The 15,278-nt window shown below is 36.8% G+C and carries 17 protein-coding genes; 7 read left to right on the forward strand and 10 right to left on the reverse strand.

The genetic code is table 11. The annotated features are described in order from the left end of the window. Positions 1-64: 64 nt before the first annotated feature. The 3 genes from MHB74_RS06235 to MHB74_RS06245 form a co-directional block, all read right to left on the reverse strand. Entirely contained in the window at positions 65-958 is an 894-nt protein-coding gene (locus tag MHB74_RS06235; protein ID WP_000360655.1) for a ClpXP adapter SpxH family protein, read from the reverse strand. Beyond that, positions 958-1,356 (reverse strand): globin domain-containing protein, encoded by a 399-nt coding sequence (locus MHB74_RS06240; protein ID WP_061678735.1) that lies wholly within the window; start codon positions 1,354-1,356, stop codon positions 958-960. The genes MHB74_RS06235 and MHB74_RS06240 overlap by 1 nt, the downstream gene beginning before the upstream one ends. Positions 1,357-1,536: 180 nt before the next feature. Beyond that, a complete protein-coding gene (locus MHB74_RS06245) occupies positions 1,537-2,115 on the reverse strand; it encodes a CYTH domain-containing protein (RefSeq protein ID WP_061678736.1) in 579 nt (192 codons plus the stop codon). Between the two features lie 144 nt (positions 2,116-2,259). Between MHB74_RS06245 and MHB74_RS06250 the strand changes: the two genes are divergently transcribed. From MHB74_RS06250 to MHB74_RS06265, 4 genes are read left to right on the forward strand one after another with little or no spacing between them, the layout of a single operon-like run. Continuing rightward, entirely contained in the window at positions 2,260-2,631 is a 372-nt protein-coding gene (locus tag MHB74_RS06250; RefSeq protein WP_016088885.1) for a UPF0738 family protein, read from the forward strand. 30 nt (positions 2,632-2,661) lie between these two features. Beyond that, on the forward strand, positions 2,662-3,300 hold the full coding sequence (locus tag MHB74_RS06255; protein ID WP_001081480.1) for a GTP pyrophosphokinase: 639 nt from the start codon (positions 2,662-2,664) through the stop codon (positions 3,298-3,300). A gap of 18 nt (positions 3,301-3,318) precedes the next feature. Further along, positions 3,319-4,116 (forward strand): NAD kinase, encoded by a 798-nt coding sequence (locus MHB74_RS06260; RefSeq protein WP_000673186.1) that lies wholly within the window; start codon positions 3,319-3,321, stop codon positions 4,114-4,116. A 15-nt stretch (positions 4,117-4,131) separates the two neighbouring features. Then, the gene (locus tag MHB74_RS06265; protein WP_061678737.1) at positions 4,132-5,025 is read left to right on the forward strand and encodes an RluA family pseudouridine synthase; all 894 of its coding nucleotides are present in this window, start codon (positions 4,132-4,134) and stop codon (positions 5,023-5,025) included. Positions 5,026-5,073: 48 nt separating this feature from the next. Here the strand turns inward: MHB74_RS06265 and MHB74_RS06270 are convergent, their stop codons facing one another. The 7 genes from MHB74_RS06270 to MHB74_RS06300 all read right to left on the reverse strand — a co-directional run bounded on the left by MHB74_RS06270 (position 5,074) and on the right by MHB74_RS06300 (position 12,507). Next, positions 5,074-6,462 carry a peptidase G2 autoproteolytic cleavage domain-containing protein gene (locus MHB74_RS06270; protein WP_061678738.1) on the reverse strand — a complete coding sequence of 463 codons (1,389 nt, stop codon included), beginning with the start codon at positions 6,460-6,462 and terminating at the stop codon, positions 5,074-5,076. Positions 6,463-6,590: 128 nt separating this feature from the next. Continuing rightward, on the reverse strand, positions 6,591-7,331 hold the full coding sequence (gene prpE / locus MHB74_RS06275; protein ID WP_061678739.1) for a bis(5'-nucleosyl)-tetraphosphatase PrpE: 741 nt from the start codon (positions 7,329-7,331) through the stop codon (positions 6,591-6,593). Positions 7,332-7,558: 227 nt separating this feature from the next. Further along, on the reverse strand, positions 7,559-8,719 hold the full coding sequence (locus MHB74_RS06280) for an FtsW/RodA/SpoVE family cell cycle protein (RefSeq protein WP_061678740.1): 1,161 nt from the start codon (positions 8,717-8,719) through the stop codon (positions 7,559-7,561). A 146-nt stretch (positions 8,720-8,865) separates the two neighbouring features. Then, the gene (locus MHB74_RS06285) at positions 8,866-9,801 is read right to left on the reverse strand and encodes a glycosyltransferase family 2 protein (protein WP_061678741.1); all 936 of its coding nucleotides are present in this window, start codon (positions 9,799-9,801) and stop codon (positions 8,866-8,868) included. Between the two features lie 6 nt (positions 9,802-9,807). Further along, entirely contained in the window at positions 9,808-10,566 is a 759-nt protein-coding gene (locus MHB74_RS06290; protein ID WP_061678742.1) for a class I SAM-dependent methyltransferase, read from the reverse strand. 121 nt (positions 10,567-10,687) lie between these two features. Then, positions 10,688-11,533 carry a TylF/MycF family methyltransferase gene (locus MHB74_RS06295; RefSeq protein ID WP_061678743.1) on the reverse strand — a complete coding sequence of 282 codons (846 nt, stop codon included), beginning with the start codon at positions 11,531-11,533 and terminating at the stop codon, positions 10,688-10,690. A gap of 122 nt (positions 11,534-11,655) precedes the next feature. Continuing rightward, on the reverse strand, positions 11,656-12,507 hold the full coding sequence (locus MHB74_RS06300) for a BclA C-terminal domain-containing protein (protein WP_340843962.1): 852 nt from the start codon (positions 12,505-12,507) through the stop codon (positions 11,656-11,658). Between the two features lie 165 nt (positions 12,508-12,672). Between MHB74_RS06300 and MHB74_RS06305 the strand changes: the two genes are divergently transcribed. The 3 genes from MHB74_RS06305 (at position 12,673) to MHB74_RS06315 (ending at position 15,278) form a co-directional block, all read left to right on the forward strand. Continuing rightward, the gene (locus MHB74_RS06305) at positions 12,673-13,773 is read left to right on the forward strand and encodes a glycosyltransferase (protein WP_061678745.1); all 1,101 of its coding nucleotides are present in this window, start codon (positions 12,673-12,675) and stop codon (positions 13,771-13,773) included. Positions 13,774-13,905: 132 nt separating this feature from the next. Then, positions 13,906-14,595 (forward strand): class I SAM-dependent methyltransferase, encoded by a 690-nt coding sequence (locus tag MHB74_RS06310; protein ID WP_061678746.1) that lies wholly within the window; start codon positions 13,906-13,908, stop codon positions 14,593-14,595. Continuing rightward, positions 14,592-15,278 (forward strand): glycosyltransferase family protein, encoded by a 687-nt coding sequence (locus MHB74_RS06315; protein ID WP_061678747.1) that lies wholly within the window; start codon positions 14,592-14,594, stop codon positions 15,276-15,278. The genes MHB74_RS06310 and MHB74_RS06315 overlap by 4 nt, the downstream gene beginning before the upstream one ends.

Below are 15,278 nucleotides of genomic sequence, written 5' to 3' on the forward strand. Positions count from 1 at the left end.
ACGTGAAAATTTCTCCCATCCCCTTTAATATTTTTATAAGCCGTAAAGAAAAAGACCTGGTGTTTTACACCAGGTCTTTTTCTTTTGCTATCCATTTCCAATAACGCTCACATTTTACGTCAATCATTTGTACTTTTCGTTTTAGTTGTAATTTTTTCAGTTCGCGCTCGATTTCTTGTTGCGAGCAGTCATATATAAATGCTACTTCTTTTGAAGAGATAAATTGCGTTGCTTCTAATAAAACTTCTAAAGGTGGTAATGGCTCTGGCTCAATTTCACATTTTACAAGTTCTTTCAATAATTGTACGTATACGTCGTAAGAATAAGTTCCAGCGATTTTAATACCTTCTTCATCTGAATTCGCATGAAAAAATACGAGAGAAGGTATTTCTGTAATATGCATCTCATTTGTGAATTTTAAGTCACATTGGAAAGCTTTTTTTGCGCTAGTGGAATGTAGGTCTTTTTTAAATTCTTCTACATCAATACCGCTATCTCTTGCACATGCAAGTAATAATTCACAATCAGGGTTTGATACATTTTCAAGGAAAATGTATTCTTGGAGTTTTCGCAAAAACTTCGAACCTGCTTTTCGGCCCTGCAACTCCGCTGCCTTAATTGCCATCGAAACTAAATAGGGTGTTGACGATGCCTCTTGCATATGTACCTTTCCATCACATGAAAAACCTTGTAAACTTGTTGTCTTTTCCCACACAAATCGAATATTAGCAGGTTTATTCCATTTGTGTGAGGAAGCGTTCGTTCCGTCCACTTTTCCTGTTACGATATGACGAATAGAGAAGTATTTCCCGTATTCAAGCCATAGTTTAATAATAAAGGGCTCAATTTCCCAGCAATCTTTACAAAGTGGATCAATAAATAAATATGCTTCTACAGACTTATGCTCACATGCGGAAGGAGATGGCATATTGATATGCTTTGCTTCCTGCTTATCCATTACACTTCACCTGTTTCGTTTGGAGTATTAACCATATGCTGAGCAGTTAATGCTAAACGTTCAAAAACAAACTCTCTTATATGACCGTGCACTCCTGTGTCATCCATTGCTTGCTCCATACATGATAGCCAAGCCTCTGCTCGTTTTGGAGTAATCTCAAACGGAAGATGGCGTGCTCTTAACATAGGATGACCATGTTCTTCAGTGTACAAATTAGGACCACCAAAATATTGCGTTAAAAATTGTTTCTGCTTCCTAGCGGTTTCTGTTAAATCATCCGGGAAGATGGGAGATAGGTCAGGGTGTTTGCTGACATAGGAATAAAATGTGTCTACTAATATTGCAATGCATTGTTCACCGCCAATTGCTTCAAATGGTGTCATCGGTTGCTTGCTCATCCTTTATAAACTCCTTTTTCCATGAAATGTATATCTATTGTAGCAATGGAATGTTCCAGAGGGCAAATAAATAGCCTTCATAACGTTCTTTGCTTATTCTACAGATGTAAAAGAATCTTTTCCTTTTAAAAAGTGAGATATATCCACTAGTAGAACGTATTCACTAGTGGAATTTTCACTTTAGCGTGCTTTGTTTTGTTTGGCAAGGAAAAAGCGTTTTACTTTATTATTTGTATGACGGATTGGTATGTCGTGCTGCTTTAATAAATGAATAAATGCAGCTTTGCCTGTTTCCTCATCTTGCACTTCAAATTCAATTTCATAATCATCGTGATTGTAATAGAAACTATGATCAAAGACAAGTGTTCCGCCTTCAAATAGCGTTTCGGCTCTTTCAGTTGTTAAACTGCCCATATAAGTTAAAGCGGAAACAGGAATTTGTAATTTGTGTAGTTGATCCATTACAGCCCCTGAAATGATTACGTTTGTTTCCATCATCATTCTTGCGGCTTCTTCTGTTACGACTTGATGCGTTTCCAACAAGCCGACTTCTGCAGGTTGTTTCAATGTTAATGTATAAGTTTCTCCTTTATGACGAATACGAAGTGCAGAGCCAGCTTCTTTTAATGAGAAGCCCGGTGTTTCAAAGTAGTGATTCACCTGTTTCGTAAATACCTCAATAGAGAATGATTTACATAATGTATCGAATTCTTCTTCTGTAACAATATTTTTAAATTCAATTTCAATTTCTTGTGTCATTGTATGCGCTCCTTTTGAAAAATAATTCTTTACACATTATCGCTTTTTCACAAATTTGGTTCAATGTTTTATTTGTTTGCGTCCATGTTATGATACAATAATACTGTTAAGTAAGACAGGAAGTTGAGATGGAGGAGTTAGAGCATGCAAAATAAAATTCAAGTTAAGAGCGTAGAAAAGAGAGAGAATGCTCTTATTTTTTGTGCGGAAAATAATGAAATAGAGGTAAAGGAGTTAAGTGCGCGTAATCACGTACTTGTAGACTCAGACAATTTATCATTTTTATATATCTTAGAAAACGAATCATCTTTCATTTATGTAAGTATTCCGCACACATGCTGGGAAGCAATGCATGAAGCAATGAATAAAGATATGGCAATGTTCGTTCGTGTGAATGACGTTGAAATGGAATTAGAAAGTTTAAAAGAAGAAGTAGAATATTTAGTTGAAAATATTGAAGGTAATGCAAATTACGGTGAAGAACTAGTAACTGCTGTAGAAAAAGTATTTCTATAAGCAAATGGATTGATTTTGGTGGTGGTTGAAATGAATCGAAATTGGGAAGAATTTTTAGCACCTTACCATCAAGCGGTGGCAGAGCTGAAAGTGAAACTAAAAGGAATGCGTACTCAATTTGCAATGTTAACAGAGCATTCTCCAATTGAGTTTGTAACAGGAAGGGTAAAGTCGGTTGCAAGTATTATTGATAAAGCGGAGAAGAGAAATGTACCGCTAGATCGGCTAAGAGAAGATATGCAAGACATCGCAGGCCTTCGTATGATGTGTCAATTTGTTGATGAAATTAAGCCTGTTGTAGAATATCTTCGAAAACGAAATGACTTTGAAATCGTGGAAGAACGTGATTATGTCACGCAAAAGAAAGATAGCGGTTATCGTTCTTATCACGTTGTCATTAGTTACCCAGTTCAAACGATTCAGGGAGAAAAAAAAGTATTGGTAGAAATCCAAATACGCACGTTAGCAATGAATTTTTGGGCAACAATTGAGCATTCTTTAAATTATAAATATAGTGGACGTTTTCCTGAAGATATTAAAATACGCTTGCAACGCGCAGCGGAAGCCGCGTTTTTATTAGATGAAGAAATGTCTTCTATTCGTCTTGAGATTCAAGAAGCGCAGAAAGCTTTTTCAAGAAAACAAGAAACGAAAGATTCCGAATCATAAACTAAAGGGTGTTGGGCGATGAAATTTACAATTATGTCAAAGGGAGATCAATCATCAGATACATTGGCAGGCACGATGAAAGAGTACTTGCTAGATTTTGGATTTATAATGGATGAAAAGGAACCCGATATTGTAATTTCTGTTGGGGGGGATGGAACGCTTTTATATGCGTTTCATCGTTATTATAATCGATTGGATGAAACAGCATTTGTTGGTGTACATACAGGGCATTTAGGTTTCTATGCAGATTGGTTACCGACAGAAGTAGAGAAATTAGTAATTGCAATTGCTAAAACACCATTCCAAGTGGTGGAATATCCACTTTTAGAAGTGATTATTCGCTATGTGAATGGGAGTAAAGAGTCACAGTATTTGGCGATGAATGAAGCAACTGTGAAAAGTGCGGAAGGTACATTAGTAACAGAAGTGGAAATACGCGGAGAGTACTTTGAAACGTTCCGCGGGGATGGCCTTTGTATTTCTACTCCTTCTGGAAGTACTGCGTATAATAAGGCGCTTGGCGGAGCGATTATTCACCCTTCTATTGAAGCGATTCAAATTGCAGAAATGGCATCTATTAATAACCGTGTGTTTCGTACTGTAGGGTCGCCACTCGTACTGCCGAAGCATCATACATGTGTGTTGAAGCCGGCTGCAGGAATGAACTTACAAATTACGGTGGACCATTTAACGATGGTGCATCAAGATGTGAAATCAATCCAGTATCGCGTTGCAAACGAGAAAGTACGATTTGTTCGTTTCCGTCCATTCCCGTTCTGGAAACGAGTTCGTGACTCGTTTGTGGCAGATAAATAGAAAGGGTTTATATATTTGAACAGATTTACATTGAAATGGGATATAGAATCGGCTGAAGAGGGAACTTTAGTTAGAGAATTTTTAAAAACAAAAGGGATTTCTAAAGCGGCATTAACGGATATAAAATTTCACGGCGGAGCTATTGAAGTAAATGATCAACATGCGAGCGTTCGTCATCAGTTGCAAGCTGGTGAAGAATTACGTGTCTTTTTTCCAGTGGAGGAAAGAAGTGAAGGGATGATTGCGGAAGATATCCCTTTATGTATTGTATATGAAGATGATGCGGTTCTTGTCATAAACAAAGAGGCGAACATGTCAACGATTCCGTCTAGAGAACATCCGGCAGGGAGTGTTGCAAATGCGCTCTTATCTCATTATGATAAGCAGCATCTTGCAAGTACAGTGCACATCGTAACAAGGTTAGATCGTGATACTTCAGGGCTTATGCTCATTGCGAAAAACCGTTTCGTGCATCATCTTTTATCGAAACAGCATCAACAAAAAGCTGTGAAAAGAACATATGAAGCAATCGTTCATGGTGAGATGACCGAACGAGAAGGAACAATTGATGCACCGATTGGACGAAAATCGGATAGCATTATTGAGCGAATAGTTTGTGAAGATGGGCAAAGGGCAGTTACTTATTTTAGAGTGATGGATAGCGCCAATCATAAGACGCATGTATCACTTGAGCTTGAGACAGGAAGAACGCATCAAATTCGTGTACATATGGCTCATATAGGACATCCGTTACTTGGCGATACTTTATATGGTGGGAAAAGGGATGAAATGAAACGACAAGCACTTCACAGTACATCATTGACGTTTTATCATCCTGTTTTAGAGAAGGAAATGTCTTTCACTACAACGATTCCAAGCGATATGCAGGAGGTAGTAAGGCATACTTAAAAAGGGAACAAAATTCTTATGTAATGAAGAATTTTGTTCCCTTTTTTCTTAGCGGAATAATATTAAAATTTGATTTTCACCCGTGCGCTTTATAACGAAAAATCCACTTTCGGATTTTGTTGCAATGCCATCGTTATTTGGACGACAATATCCATGCGTTTCGCAAGTGCCGTCATCGCGTACTAGCATTTGTCCAATTAATCCGACAGGAAGCCACTCGGCACGATCTTTTCTTGCTATATATTTGCAAGCTGGATCCCATTCTGTATTTAAAAGAGGTTGTATGTCTTGCGATTCCGCACATACATATTGACGTTTTCCAAAGCTATCTGTTTTGTAGCGTTTCTGCCAACTTAAAGCACCGCTATTTCCTATAAGTGCCGGGGTTGCGCTAGATATTCCTAAAATGAATGAATCGTTTGAAGTAGCGATCCGAATTTTTTCTTCGCTACTAAATGTAACGAAATAACCTACATCAATAAGATTATTGTCTGCTGTTTCAAACATTTGTGCAAAATCAGTTCCACTTGCATTGTAAGAAGCGCCATCAATATACATTTCCCCATTATGAGCAAGCCACTTTGCACCAATATGACGATCGGTTTCATTTGTACCGTTAGCAATAAACCAAGAATAAGATTCTTCTGCTGTGCCGAAGCGCCCCATAATATGGCTACCTGCAAAATGAGCCGTTGATGTATGATTACCTTCCGCATGAGAAGAGAATCCGTTAGCGATAGTCGCGGTTCCTTCTGCATGTGCTGCTTCGCCTAAAGCGATTGTATGTTTACCTTCCGCATGAGAATAAGATCCGCCTGCTGTCGTTTCACTTCCTTCACTATGGGAACTATGTCCAGTTGCTTTCGTTTTTGATCCTTCTGCATGAGAGAAAGAAGCTTTTGCATGTGTAAGAAGCCCTTCTGCATGTGAAGCTGTCCCCTCTGCATGAGAGTGAAGCCCCTCTGCATATGCATACCGCCCACCTTTTTTTACTTTTGTATTTTCAGGTGTAGGGGTTTGAATTATGATCGTTTTTTCCGTTTGTATATCATTGGATGGTGCTAATGCTTCTTTTATTTTCTTTACTTGATTGATAATAGCAGCTGGAATTTCTACTTCTGTTTTTTGATTTATTGCTACAGGTGTATTTTCTTCTATATTTTTCTCTGTTTGCTCAGAGGGCACAATCTGTTCATTATGAGTAGAGAGAGGTTTATTTTTTTGTTGCATCTTTGTTTTTCTATTATCAATTATGCGGCTCATTACAGCATTTTCTAAAGAGACATATTTTGGTCTAGCTTTGTTTTTTTGGGATGCCTCTTGTCCTTCCAGTTCTTCTAAAGCTGCAGCTCGGATGCTGCACCAGTTGTTAATTCCGTACATGGGCAGATAAAAAGGCGGGCATTTTCTTTTTTGTTTAGAAGATTTTTTCTTCATTCTGTCACCTCCTGCGACAGTATATGCCGTGTAATTAAAAAAAGATGCACTTTATCGCATCTTTTTTTAATTACTTTACCTAGTTTTTATAGGAGAGCGGCCTAAATGATATGGTAATCTCTCGTAAGTTATGAAATTGGGCGAAACTTCTCTGGGACAAAAGGTAGGGAGGAAGGGACGGAAACAGTCTCCATTTCGGGATAACGTAATCCAGTTAAACTCCCGCCAAATACAGCACCAGTGTCAATATTAATTGTATGATTTACAAAGCGAGGTTCTTTTACAGGTGTATGTCCATATATAATCCAAGCTTGTCCTTTATATTCCTTTGCCCAGTCGCGACGGACAGGAGAGCCGTCAGCATGTTTTTCACCTGTAATATCGCCATATAATACAAAGGTTTGTACTTTTTTATCTTGTCTTCCTATGTAATCTTGCCGAATTCCGGCGTGACATACAATTAACCTTTTTTCATCGAGTATGTGATATAAAGGAGATTGCTCATAAAGTGTGATGAATTTTTCCTTTATAATATTCTGTTTATGAGAAGGCAGTGCTTCATATTCGGCAACTGTTGTTTCGAGTCCATGAGCGATTGATACGTTACGCCCGAGGAAAAAGCGGTATAGTTTATTACAGTGATTTCCTGGAGCATAATAAGCTACTTTTTTATTTATGACAAGTTCCCATACAATTTCAATCATACGTAATGAATGAGGACCGCGATCTGTAATATCACCAACAAATGCAAGCTTACGTTGATCAGGGTGAATCGGCAGGTCACTATTCCACTTATATCCGAGTTTCATTGTTAAATCTTGAAACTCTTGGAAGCATCCGTGAATATCCCCTATAATGTCATATTTCATATTTAAACCTCCATCATATTTTCCATTAGTATATCTAAAAAAGGATAGAGATAAAGTGAAACTTTAATCAGTGGGGGTTTTCTTCATCCCCCACTGATTATTAGCCCTTACCAATCGGACATTAATGGGCAGCCCGATCCCCACCTAACTTCTTTGTTTTCGCTGAATTTTAAGGTGGGGGTCTTACTGCCCATTAAAGCGGGATAAAAATATACCGTTTTTGTACTTCATTTAAACATAAAGATTTTCGTCCTTGAGCGAACGTTTAAAACAAATCCAATCGCTATCATGTACGTGAGTAAGGAACTTCCTCCGTAGCTCATAAGGGGTAGTGTGATTCCTGTAATAGGGAGTAACCCGATGGTCATCCCGATATTTTGAAATACTTGAAAAGTAAACATTCCGATTGTACCAGCGCAGATGTAACTACCAAAAGGATCATTACTTTCTAGAGCGATATGAATCATGCGGAAAATAAGTAGGAAAAAAAGTGCAATAATAACACTTGCGCCTAAAAAGCCGAATTGTTCAGCGACATTAGTGAAAATAAAATCTGTATGTGGTTCGGGAAAGTATACTTGTCCATTTTCCCAACCTTTTCCTTGCATTTCTCCTGATCCAGTAGCTAAGAAAGCTTGTCTTAATTGATAGCCTTGCGCATCATATTTGTATGGAGCTAACCAGCCGTAAAAGCGATTTAGTTGATATTCTTGTAAAATGTGTGCTTTAAAGAATGTTGTATGAGTAAAAAAAATATAAGTTAATGTAACGCCAGCTGCAGAAATACCAGAAACTAATCCGAAAATAAAGCGCCAACGTATACCAGAAACTAATATCATTGCTGCGAGCATAGCTGAAATTACCATCGTGTTTCCTAAATCAGGTTCCTTTGCAATAAGTAGCAGAGGTGGCAAACTTGTTGCACATATTTTTCCGAGTAATAAAAAATCATCGTGTATTGTTCGGAAAAAATATTTCTCATTGTGATTTGCTATAATTCGTCCGGTGACGAGAATTAAAAACAATTTCATAATTTCAGAAGGCTGGAAATTTCCGATGCCTGGGAGCCTGTACCAAGCGGTCGCACCTTTAATTGTGACGGCACCTGGTACTTGAAGTTCTAGTCCGATGAGTAGTACCAATGCAAAGCTATATAAGTACCAAGCAATTTTTTGATAACGATCGAAATCAATAATCATAATAACACCAATGGCTATAAATCCAATGAAGTACCATTGGATTTGCTTTAATACAAAATTTACGCTTTGCAAAAATGGTGGTAAAGAAGCTTGTGCACTTGCAATTGCAAAGCAACTAACAGTCCCAATGGCAAATAAGATGAATAGTAATACGTAGTCTATTTGATATTGAGAATTTGGATCTTTCAATGTATGTATTCCTTTCTATCGCCTAGTAAGTATATGGATCATGTCATGATAAAAATAATATACAAGCAGACTATGCATACATTTATTCCACTATTTATGGGAAGTCATACATCACGAGGAAGGAATAGCACCTCCCTTGTGATAGACTATATTGCACGGAGCTCTTTTGTAATGATATGTAAACAATAAGAAAGACGTGCATGTGTATTTATATCTGGAATGAGGTTTGGAAATAGATTATAAAATTTGACCGCATTTTTATACCATCCGTAAGCTCGTATCAACCCCTTTTTATAATATTTGGCGTCTTGCAAGAAACCATACTTTTTCGAGGTTAAAACGAGCTGAGAAAAATCTTCGCAGCCTTCAAGGAATTTATGATGTACTTGCTGTCCAGTATGAAGGCGGAATGAACTTAAGGGCTCAGTGATATACATTGCATCACCTTTTGAAAGTAAACTGATCCAAGAGGCCATATCAACACTACAGCCATATTTTCTGCCATGTAAGGTGCCGAAAGGTTCTGTTAATAGGCTTTTTCTAAAAAGTACGATTGTAGGTTCGCCGATAATATTTTGTCCTGCTATAAGCATACGGTTTCCAAAATCTTTCCCATTTAGTAGTGTATCTTCATCATATAATTTTTTCATGGAGGGATGTTGTTCAATTGTATCTCCATTATCATTAATCCAAGTGCGATAGGATGTGATAAGTGCGAGATTTTTATTTAAGTCTTGTTGGAAATGAAACATCATTTTTTCGATTTTATTATTATAAAATATATCATCGTCCATTAAGAAATTTATGTACTCTCCATTTGACCGTTCTAAGAGCATAAGGGCGTTATGAAATTGTCCAAGAGTAGAGCTATTTCGAATGTACGTTATATGTTTATACTTATGTAAATAATGTCGGTATATTAGCTTTTCTGTTTCATTATTTGTACTATCGTCTCCTACAATAATTTCGATATTTGAATACGTTTGTGCTAATGCGCTTTCTAGAGCAATTTTAAAATAATGTGGTCGATTATAGGTGGGAATCAAGATGGAAACGAGAGGCGAATTTTTTGTATTATTCATATACAACTACCTTTCAGAAATTTTTTGTGTAAGAATAATATCTTGATAACTTGTATGTTCAGTTCTGCTACACCATGAACCATAATGGGGGGGAGTCTGTACTTCTAGTCCATACTTATTTAATAGGGTATGAATATCTTCCTCAGGATAGGCAACTGCGAAATTCGGGATGTCTTTATTAAGAACATAGCAATTGTCCATTTGATGATAAAAACCTAACGTACTTAATCCTGCATTTAAGTAATAGGAAGAGTCAGAATTAATTAAAAAGAAAGTAATAAAACATCTCCCATCTTTTTTCAAAACTCGTGAAATCTCACATACGTAATGTTCTAATTCTTTCGGAAGGAGATGGGTAAATACAGACGTTAAAAAAATAAAATCGAATGAATCATCTTCATAGGGGAACTTGTATTGGGAAGCATCTTCTTTTCCTTCGGGGTTATAGAATTGATTATATATATCGACATGTTCAAAATGAAAATTGTTGCGGCGTGTTGAAATGTTATTTTTGCACCATGTAATTCCCTCATTGAATAAATCAAATCCATAATAAGCGCCATCATCACTTAAATAATTCATTAATGGAACTGCCATTCGGCCGATACCGCATCCTATATCTAATACTGTTTCATTTGAGTTTAAGTTTCCAATTTCAATAAAATACTGCATAAACTCTTTTCCAACTTCTTCAAAGTTACCACCTACATATTGAACGAGTTCTGGGGGTGGAATTAATGTGATTTTTTTCTCATTTTCGTTCATACATTCACTCCGTCCTTGTAGTAAAGTAGGGGATTTATAAATCAATCTATAGTGAGGGGAACTTTACACAATTAGCTCTTATGAATAAGTAGTGTGATAGAACCCCTCAAAAAATAAAATTCTATTCTTTTCGCCAATAAATACCGAAATCATCAATTTTCGTAATAGGAGCTTTTAAGTTTCTTTCATTTCTGAAATCTGTTACAGCCTCTGCGCATGTTACTAATCCGTAGTCATCAATAATAATATAGCCGCCTGTTGAAACTTTATCGTATAAGTTTACAAGACTATCCATCGTTGATTCATACATATCACCATCAAGGCGAGCAATTGCAATTTTTTCTACCGGTGCTGAAGGTAAGGTATCTTTAAACCAACCCTTTAAAAATTTCACCTGATCATTTAATAAATCGTATTTTCTAAAGTTTTCTTGCACTGTTTCTAAAGAAACTCGTAAGTAATCGAATGTGTGCAAATAATCACCGTAATCTTTCGGATATTGTTCTAGGTTAGGTGCTGGTAGACCTTCAAAAGAATCGGCGACCCACACAGTACGATCCGTAATATTGTTTGCCTGTAAAAAACCATTCATAAAAATGCATGATCCTCCGCGCCATACACCAGTTTCAATAAAATCACCTTCTATATTTTCCCTGACAACAGTTTCCATAGCCTCATGTAATTGATTCATACGTTTTCGACCAACCATACTGTGTGCTGCTCTTGGCCAATCCATGCCGCCTTGTCGTTCACTTTTTGAAACGCTAGGATCAACGATTTTTAAATTGTGATTTTCTACGTACTGCTTAAGAAATAAAGGAAGTGGAACTGTAACTGGTTCATATGATAGTTCTTTAGATATATGTAGAGAAGCAGGTAAGTATGGTTCGTATTCTAACCATATTTCAAATAAAATTGTTTTCTTTAATAACTCAAGATAAAGCTGGACAGCAGATTTATTTTCCATATAAGTGCCTCCTGCGGAATGTCATATAACATTATGATTATGTAGAAAAGAAAGATTTCATGATTGAATTTACCAATGAAAAAGCAGTAAAACTGATATCAGTTTTACTGCTAAGTACAAAATTAAGCGATTTTCTCAATAATAATGGATGCACTTGTACCAAGAGCTAGTGATAATCCAATTCCTGTAACAATTGCTTCAACGAGTGATGGTGTTGTAGTAATTTGTGTAATGGCTTGGATAACGATAGGAGCTCCAAGTGAAATTAAGCTTGTGCCCCCACCCGGTACATTCACTCCATTAACTTGAATTGAAAGACTTCCTAATAAACTTACTGCTGCTGTATAAGCAATAACAGTAATTTTGTAGAATCCAGCTTCACTAATTACGAAAGTATCGGGATCCATTTGAGAAATTGCTGTACCAAAACTAGATCCAAGAGTATTAAATGGTACAGGATCATTAACGCCAAGAGCTAAAGAAACTGTAGCTGAGTTAAAGGCATACAATCCTGCTGGAAGTCCTAATCCAGAAGGTCCAGTTGGCCCAGTAGGTCCGGTAGTACCAGTTGGCCCAGTCGCACCAGTGTCTCCAGTTGGCCCAGTAGATCCAGTCGTACCAGTGTCTCCAGTTGGCCCAGTAGGTCCGGTAGCGCCGGTGTCTCCAGTCGGTCCAGTCGGTCCAGTCGGTCCAGTCGGTCCAGTCGGTCCAGTCGGTCCAGTCGGTCCTGTCGGTCCAGTCGGTCCAGTCGGTCCAGTCGGTCCAGTCGGCCCAGTCGGCCCAGTCGGCCCAGTCGGTCCAGTCGCACCAGTAGATCCGGTAGCGCCAGTAGAACCAGTAGGTCCAGTTGGCCCGGTAGGAAGAGTAAACGGCGGTATTGGTGGTAATGTTGGTCCTACAAGATTAGGGTCAAATGCACTAGCTGATAAAGATTCATCGGGATTTAATCCATCTGAATAATTATTATTTGACATAAATTCACCTCCATAAAGCGTTCATTATATAGTAGATGCAAAACCGGAAGAAAATGACACGGACATTTGAATTATTGAAAAGAAATCTTAAACTACTTGTGCAAGTTAAAAAAATGGAAAGTTTATTGTATGTATAACATATGATTGATTTGGAAGAGGGTGATTATGTTGAACAAGCAAGGAATTACAATTAGTTTATGTATGATTGTTCGAGATGAGGAAAATACAATAGGTCGATGTTTAGACGCAGTAGAAAAAATTGTTGATGAAATTATTGTAGTTGATACAGGTTCTATTGATCGAACGAAAGAAATTGTAGCTCAATATACCTCTAACATATATGACTTTTCATGGATTAATGATTTTGCGGCAGCTAGAAATTTTTCTTTTTCGAAAGCAACGCAAGAATATATATTATGGCTAGATGCTGATGATGTGTTATTAGAAGATGCTCAAGAGGCATTGACCCTATTAAAAAGAGAATTAGATTCTAATGTGGATGCGGTTTCGATGCCTTATCATCTTGTAATGGATTGTAACGGAAAACCTTTATATTGTACAAAAAGATATCGACTTGTAAAGCGTGAAAAACAATTTCAATGGTTTGGAAAGGTGCATGAGTATTTAGCAGTTTTTGGTGAGACTTTTAATAGTGATGTTGCGATTACACATAAAAAAGAAAAGAAAGTAACGAACCGTAATTTGAAAATTTTTCAAGATACTGTAGCAGCTGGAGAAGAATTGAGTCCGAGAGATTTGTTTTATTACGCGAATGAATCTATGGATAATCAAAAATATGATGATGCAGTTCTACTATATGAAACCTTTCTTAATCAAGACGAAGGTTGGTATGAAGAGAAAATTTATGCTTGTGGTAAATTAGGAGATTGCTATGCAAAGCTTGGAATGTGGGAGAAGGCCGTTGAATCTTGTGTAAAGTCATTTCGGTATGATGTCCCTAGAGGAGAGAATTGTACAAGAATAGGATATGTATATATGGAACAAGAAAAATACAATGAAGCAATTTTTTGGTTTAAACTTGCAACAGAAGTGCCAATGGCAACAGAGAGTCCTTTTCACAGTCCAGCTAGCTACACATGGATCCCTTATTTACAAATGTGTATTTGTTATAGCAAGTTAGGAGAGCAAGATAAAGCTTATTATTACAATGAATTAGCAGCTTCTTATGTTCCGAATAATGCTGCAATTGAATATAACCGCAAATATTTTCGGAGTGTTTTTGATAAACAATATAAATCGTTATAGGTTGCTTTTTTTAGAAATAGCTTATCATGATTCTAACTATAATAGATTGGTTATATAGTAAAGTATCGGTACATGTATAGATTTCATATGAGGTTTATATATCAAATTCAATTTGCATAAGGAGTGTGTGAAATGAATTCTCCAAAAAATTCTTTATATGAAGAAAAGTCTGGGCATTATTATAATGCAGTGAATCCGAATTTATTAAAGCATATAAAAAAGGAATGGAAAGAAGTTCTTGATATTGGTTGTTCGAGTGGTGCATTGGGAGCGGTCATAAAAGAAAACGGTACACGTGTATCAGGAATTGAGGCATTCCCAGAGGCGGCGGAACAAGCGAAAGAAAAACTAGATCATGTTGTTTTAGGCGATATAGAAACAATGGATATGCCGTATGAGGAAGAGCAATTTGATTGCGTTATATTTGGAGATGTATTAGAGCATTTATTTGATCCGTGGGCTGTAATAGAAAAAGTAAAACCATATTTAAAGCAAAATGGTGTAATTTTGGCTAGTATACCGAACGTTTCTCACATCTCAGTATTAGCTCCCTTACTCGCTGGAAATTGGACGTATACAGAATATGGTTTATTAGATAAAACACATATTCGTTTCTTTACTTTTAATGAAATGCTACGAATGTTTTTAAAAGCAGGTTATTCGATTAGTAAAGTAGATCGTGTATATATTGATCATAAAATATATGAACCGCTTATTGAAGAACTATATGGAATTTGTAAAAAATATCGTCTTGGAAGTGGCTTCATGGCTGAGACGGTTGTATTTCAATATATTATTGAAGCAGAAAAATCGCAATTATGAGTGCGGCAGAGAAAACGATATTATTTGTTACGTGTATAAATGATCGGAAACTGTATGCACAATGTGCGCGACATATATTACAATTGGCAGTTCCTCCAGGGTACACGATACAATTTATGCCGATTCGAAACGCAGAAAGTATGACGAGTGGATATAATAAAGCAATTTCGCATCCAGCGAAATATAAAATATATATACATCAAGATGTTTTTATTGTAAATGTAGGTTTTTTATATGGATTACTTCAATTGTTTCAGGAACATGAACATCTTGGGATGATTGGTATGGTTGGAGCTCAATATGTTCCTCCAAATGGAACGTGGAATATAGGCAGGGGAATTGTTGGGAAAGTAATTGGTTATATGAATGATTTATTTTATATGGCAAGTCAAGAAAGGCCGTACCATGAGTCAAAAACATTTATACCAGTTGAATGTATTGACGGTTTATTAATGGCAACGCAATACGATATTCCGTGGCGAGAAGACTTGTTTGATGGGTTTGACTTTTATGATGTATCTCAATCATTTGAATTTAGAAAAGCTGGCTATACAGTTGGGGTTCCTGTACAGCGTGATGCGTGGTGTATTCATTATCATTTTGATGTGAATATGACCAACTATGAAAAGTATAGAAAGATATTTGTGGAGCACTATATGTCAGATGTAAATCAAGACGAATAG

The organism is Bacillus sp. FSL K6-0069, from assembly GCF_038007785.1.
Classification (GTDB): Bacteria; Bacillota; Bacilli; order Bacillales; family Bacillaceae_G; genus Bacillus_A; species Bacillus_A mobilis.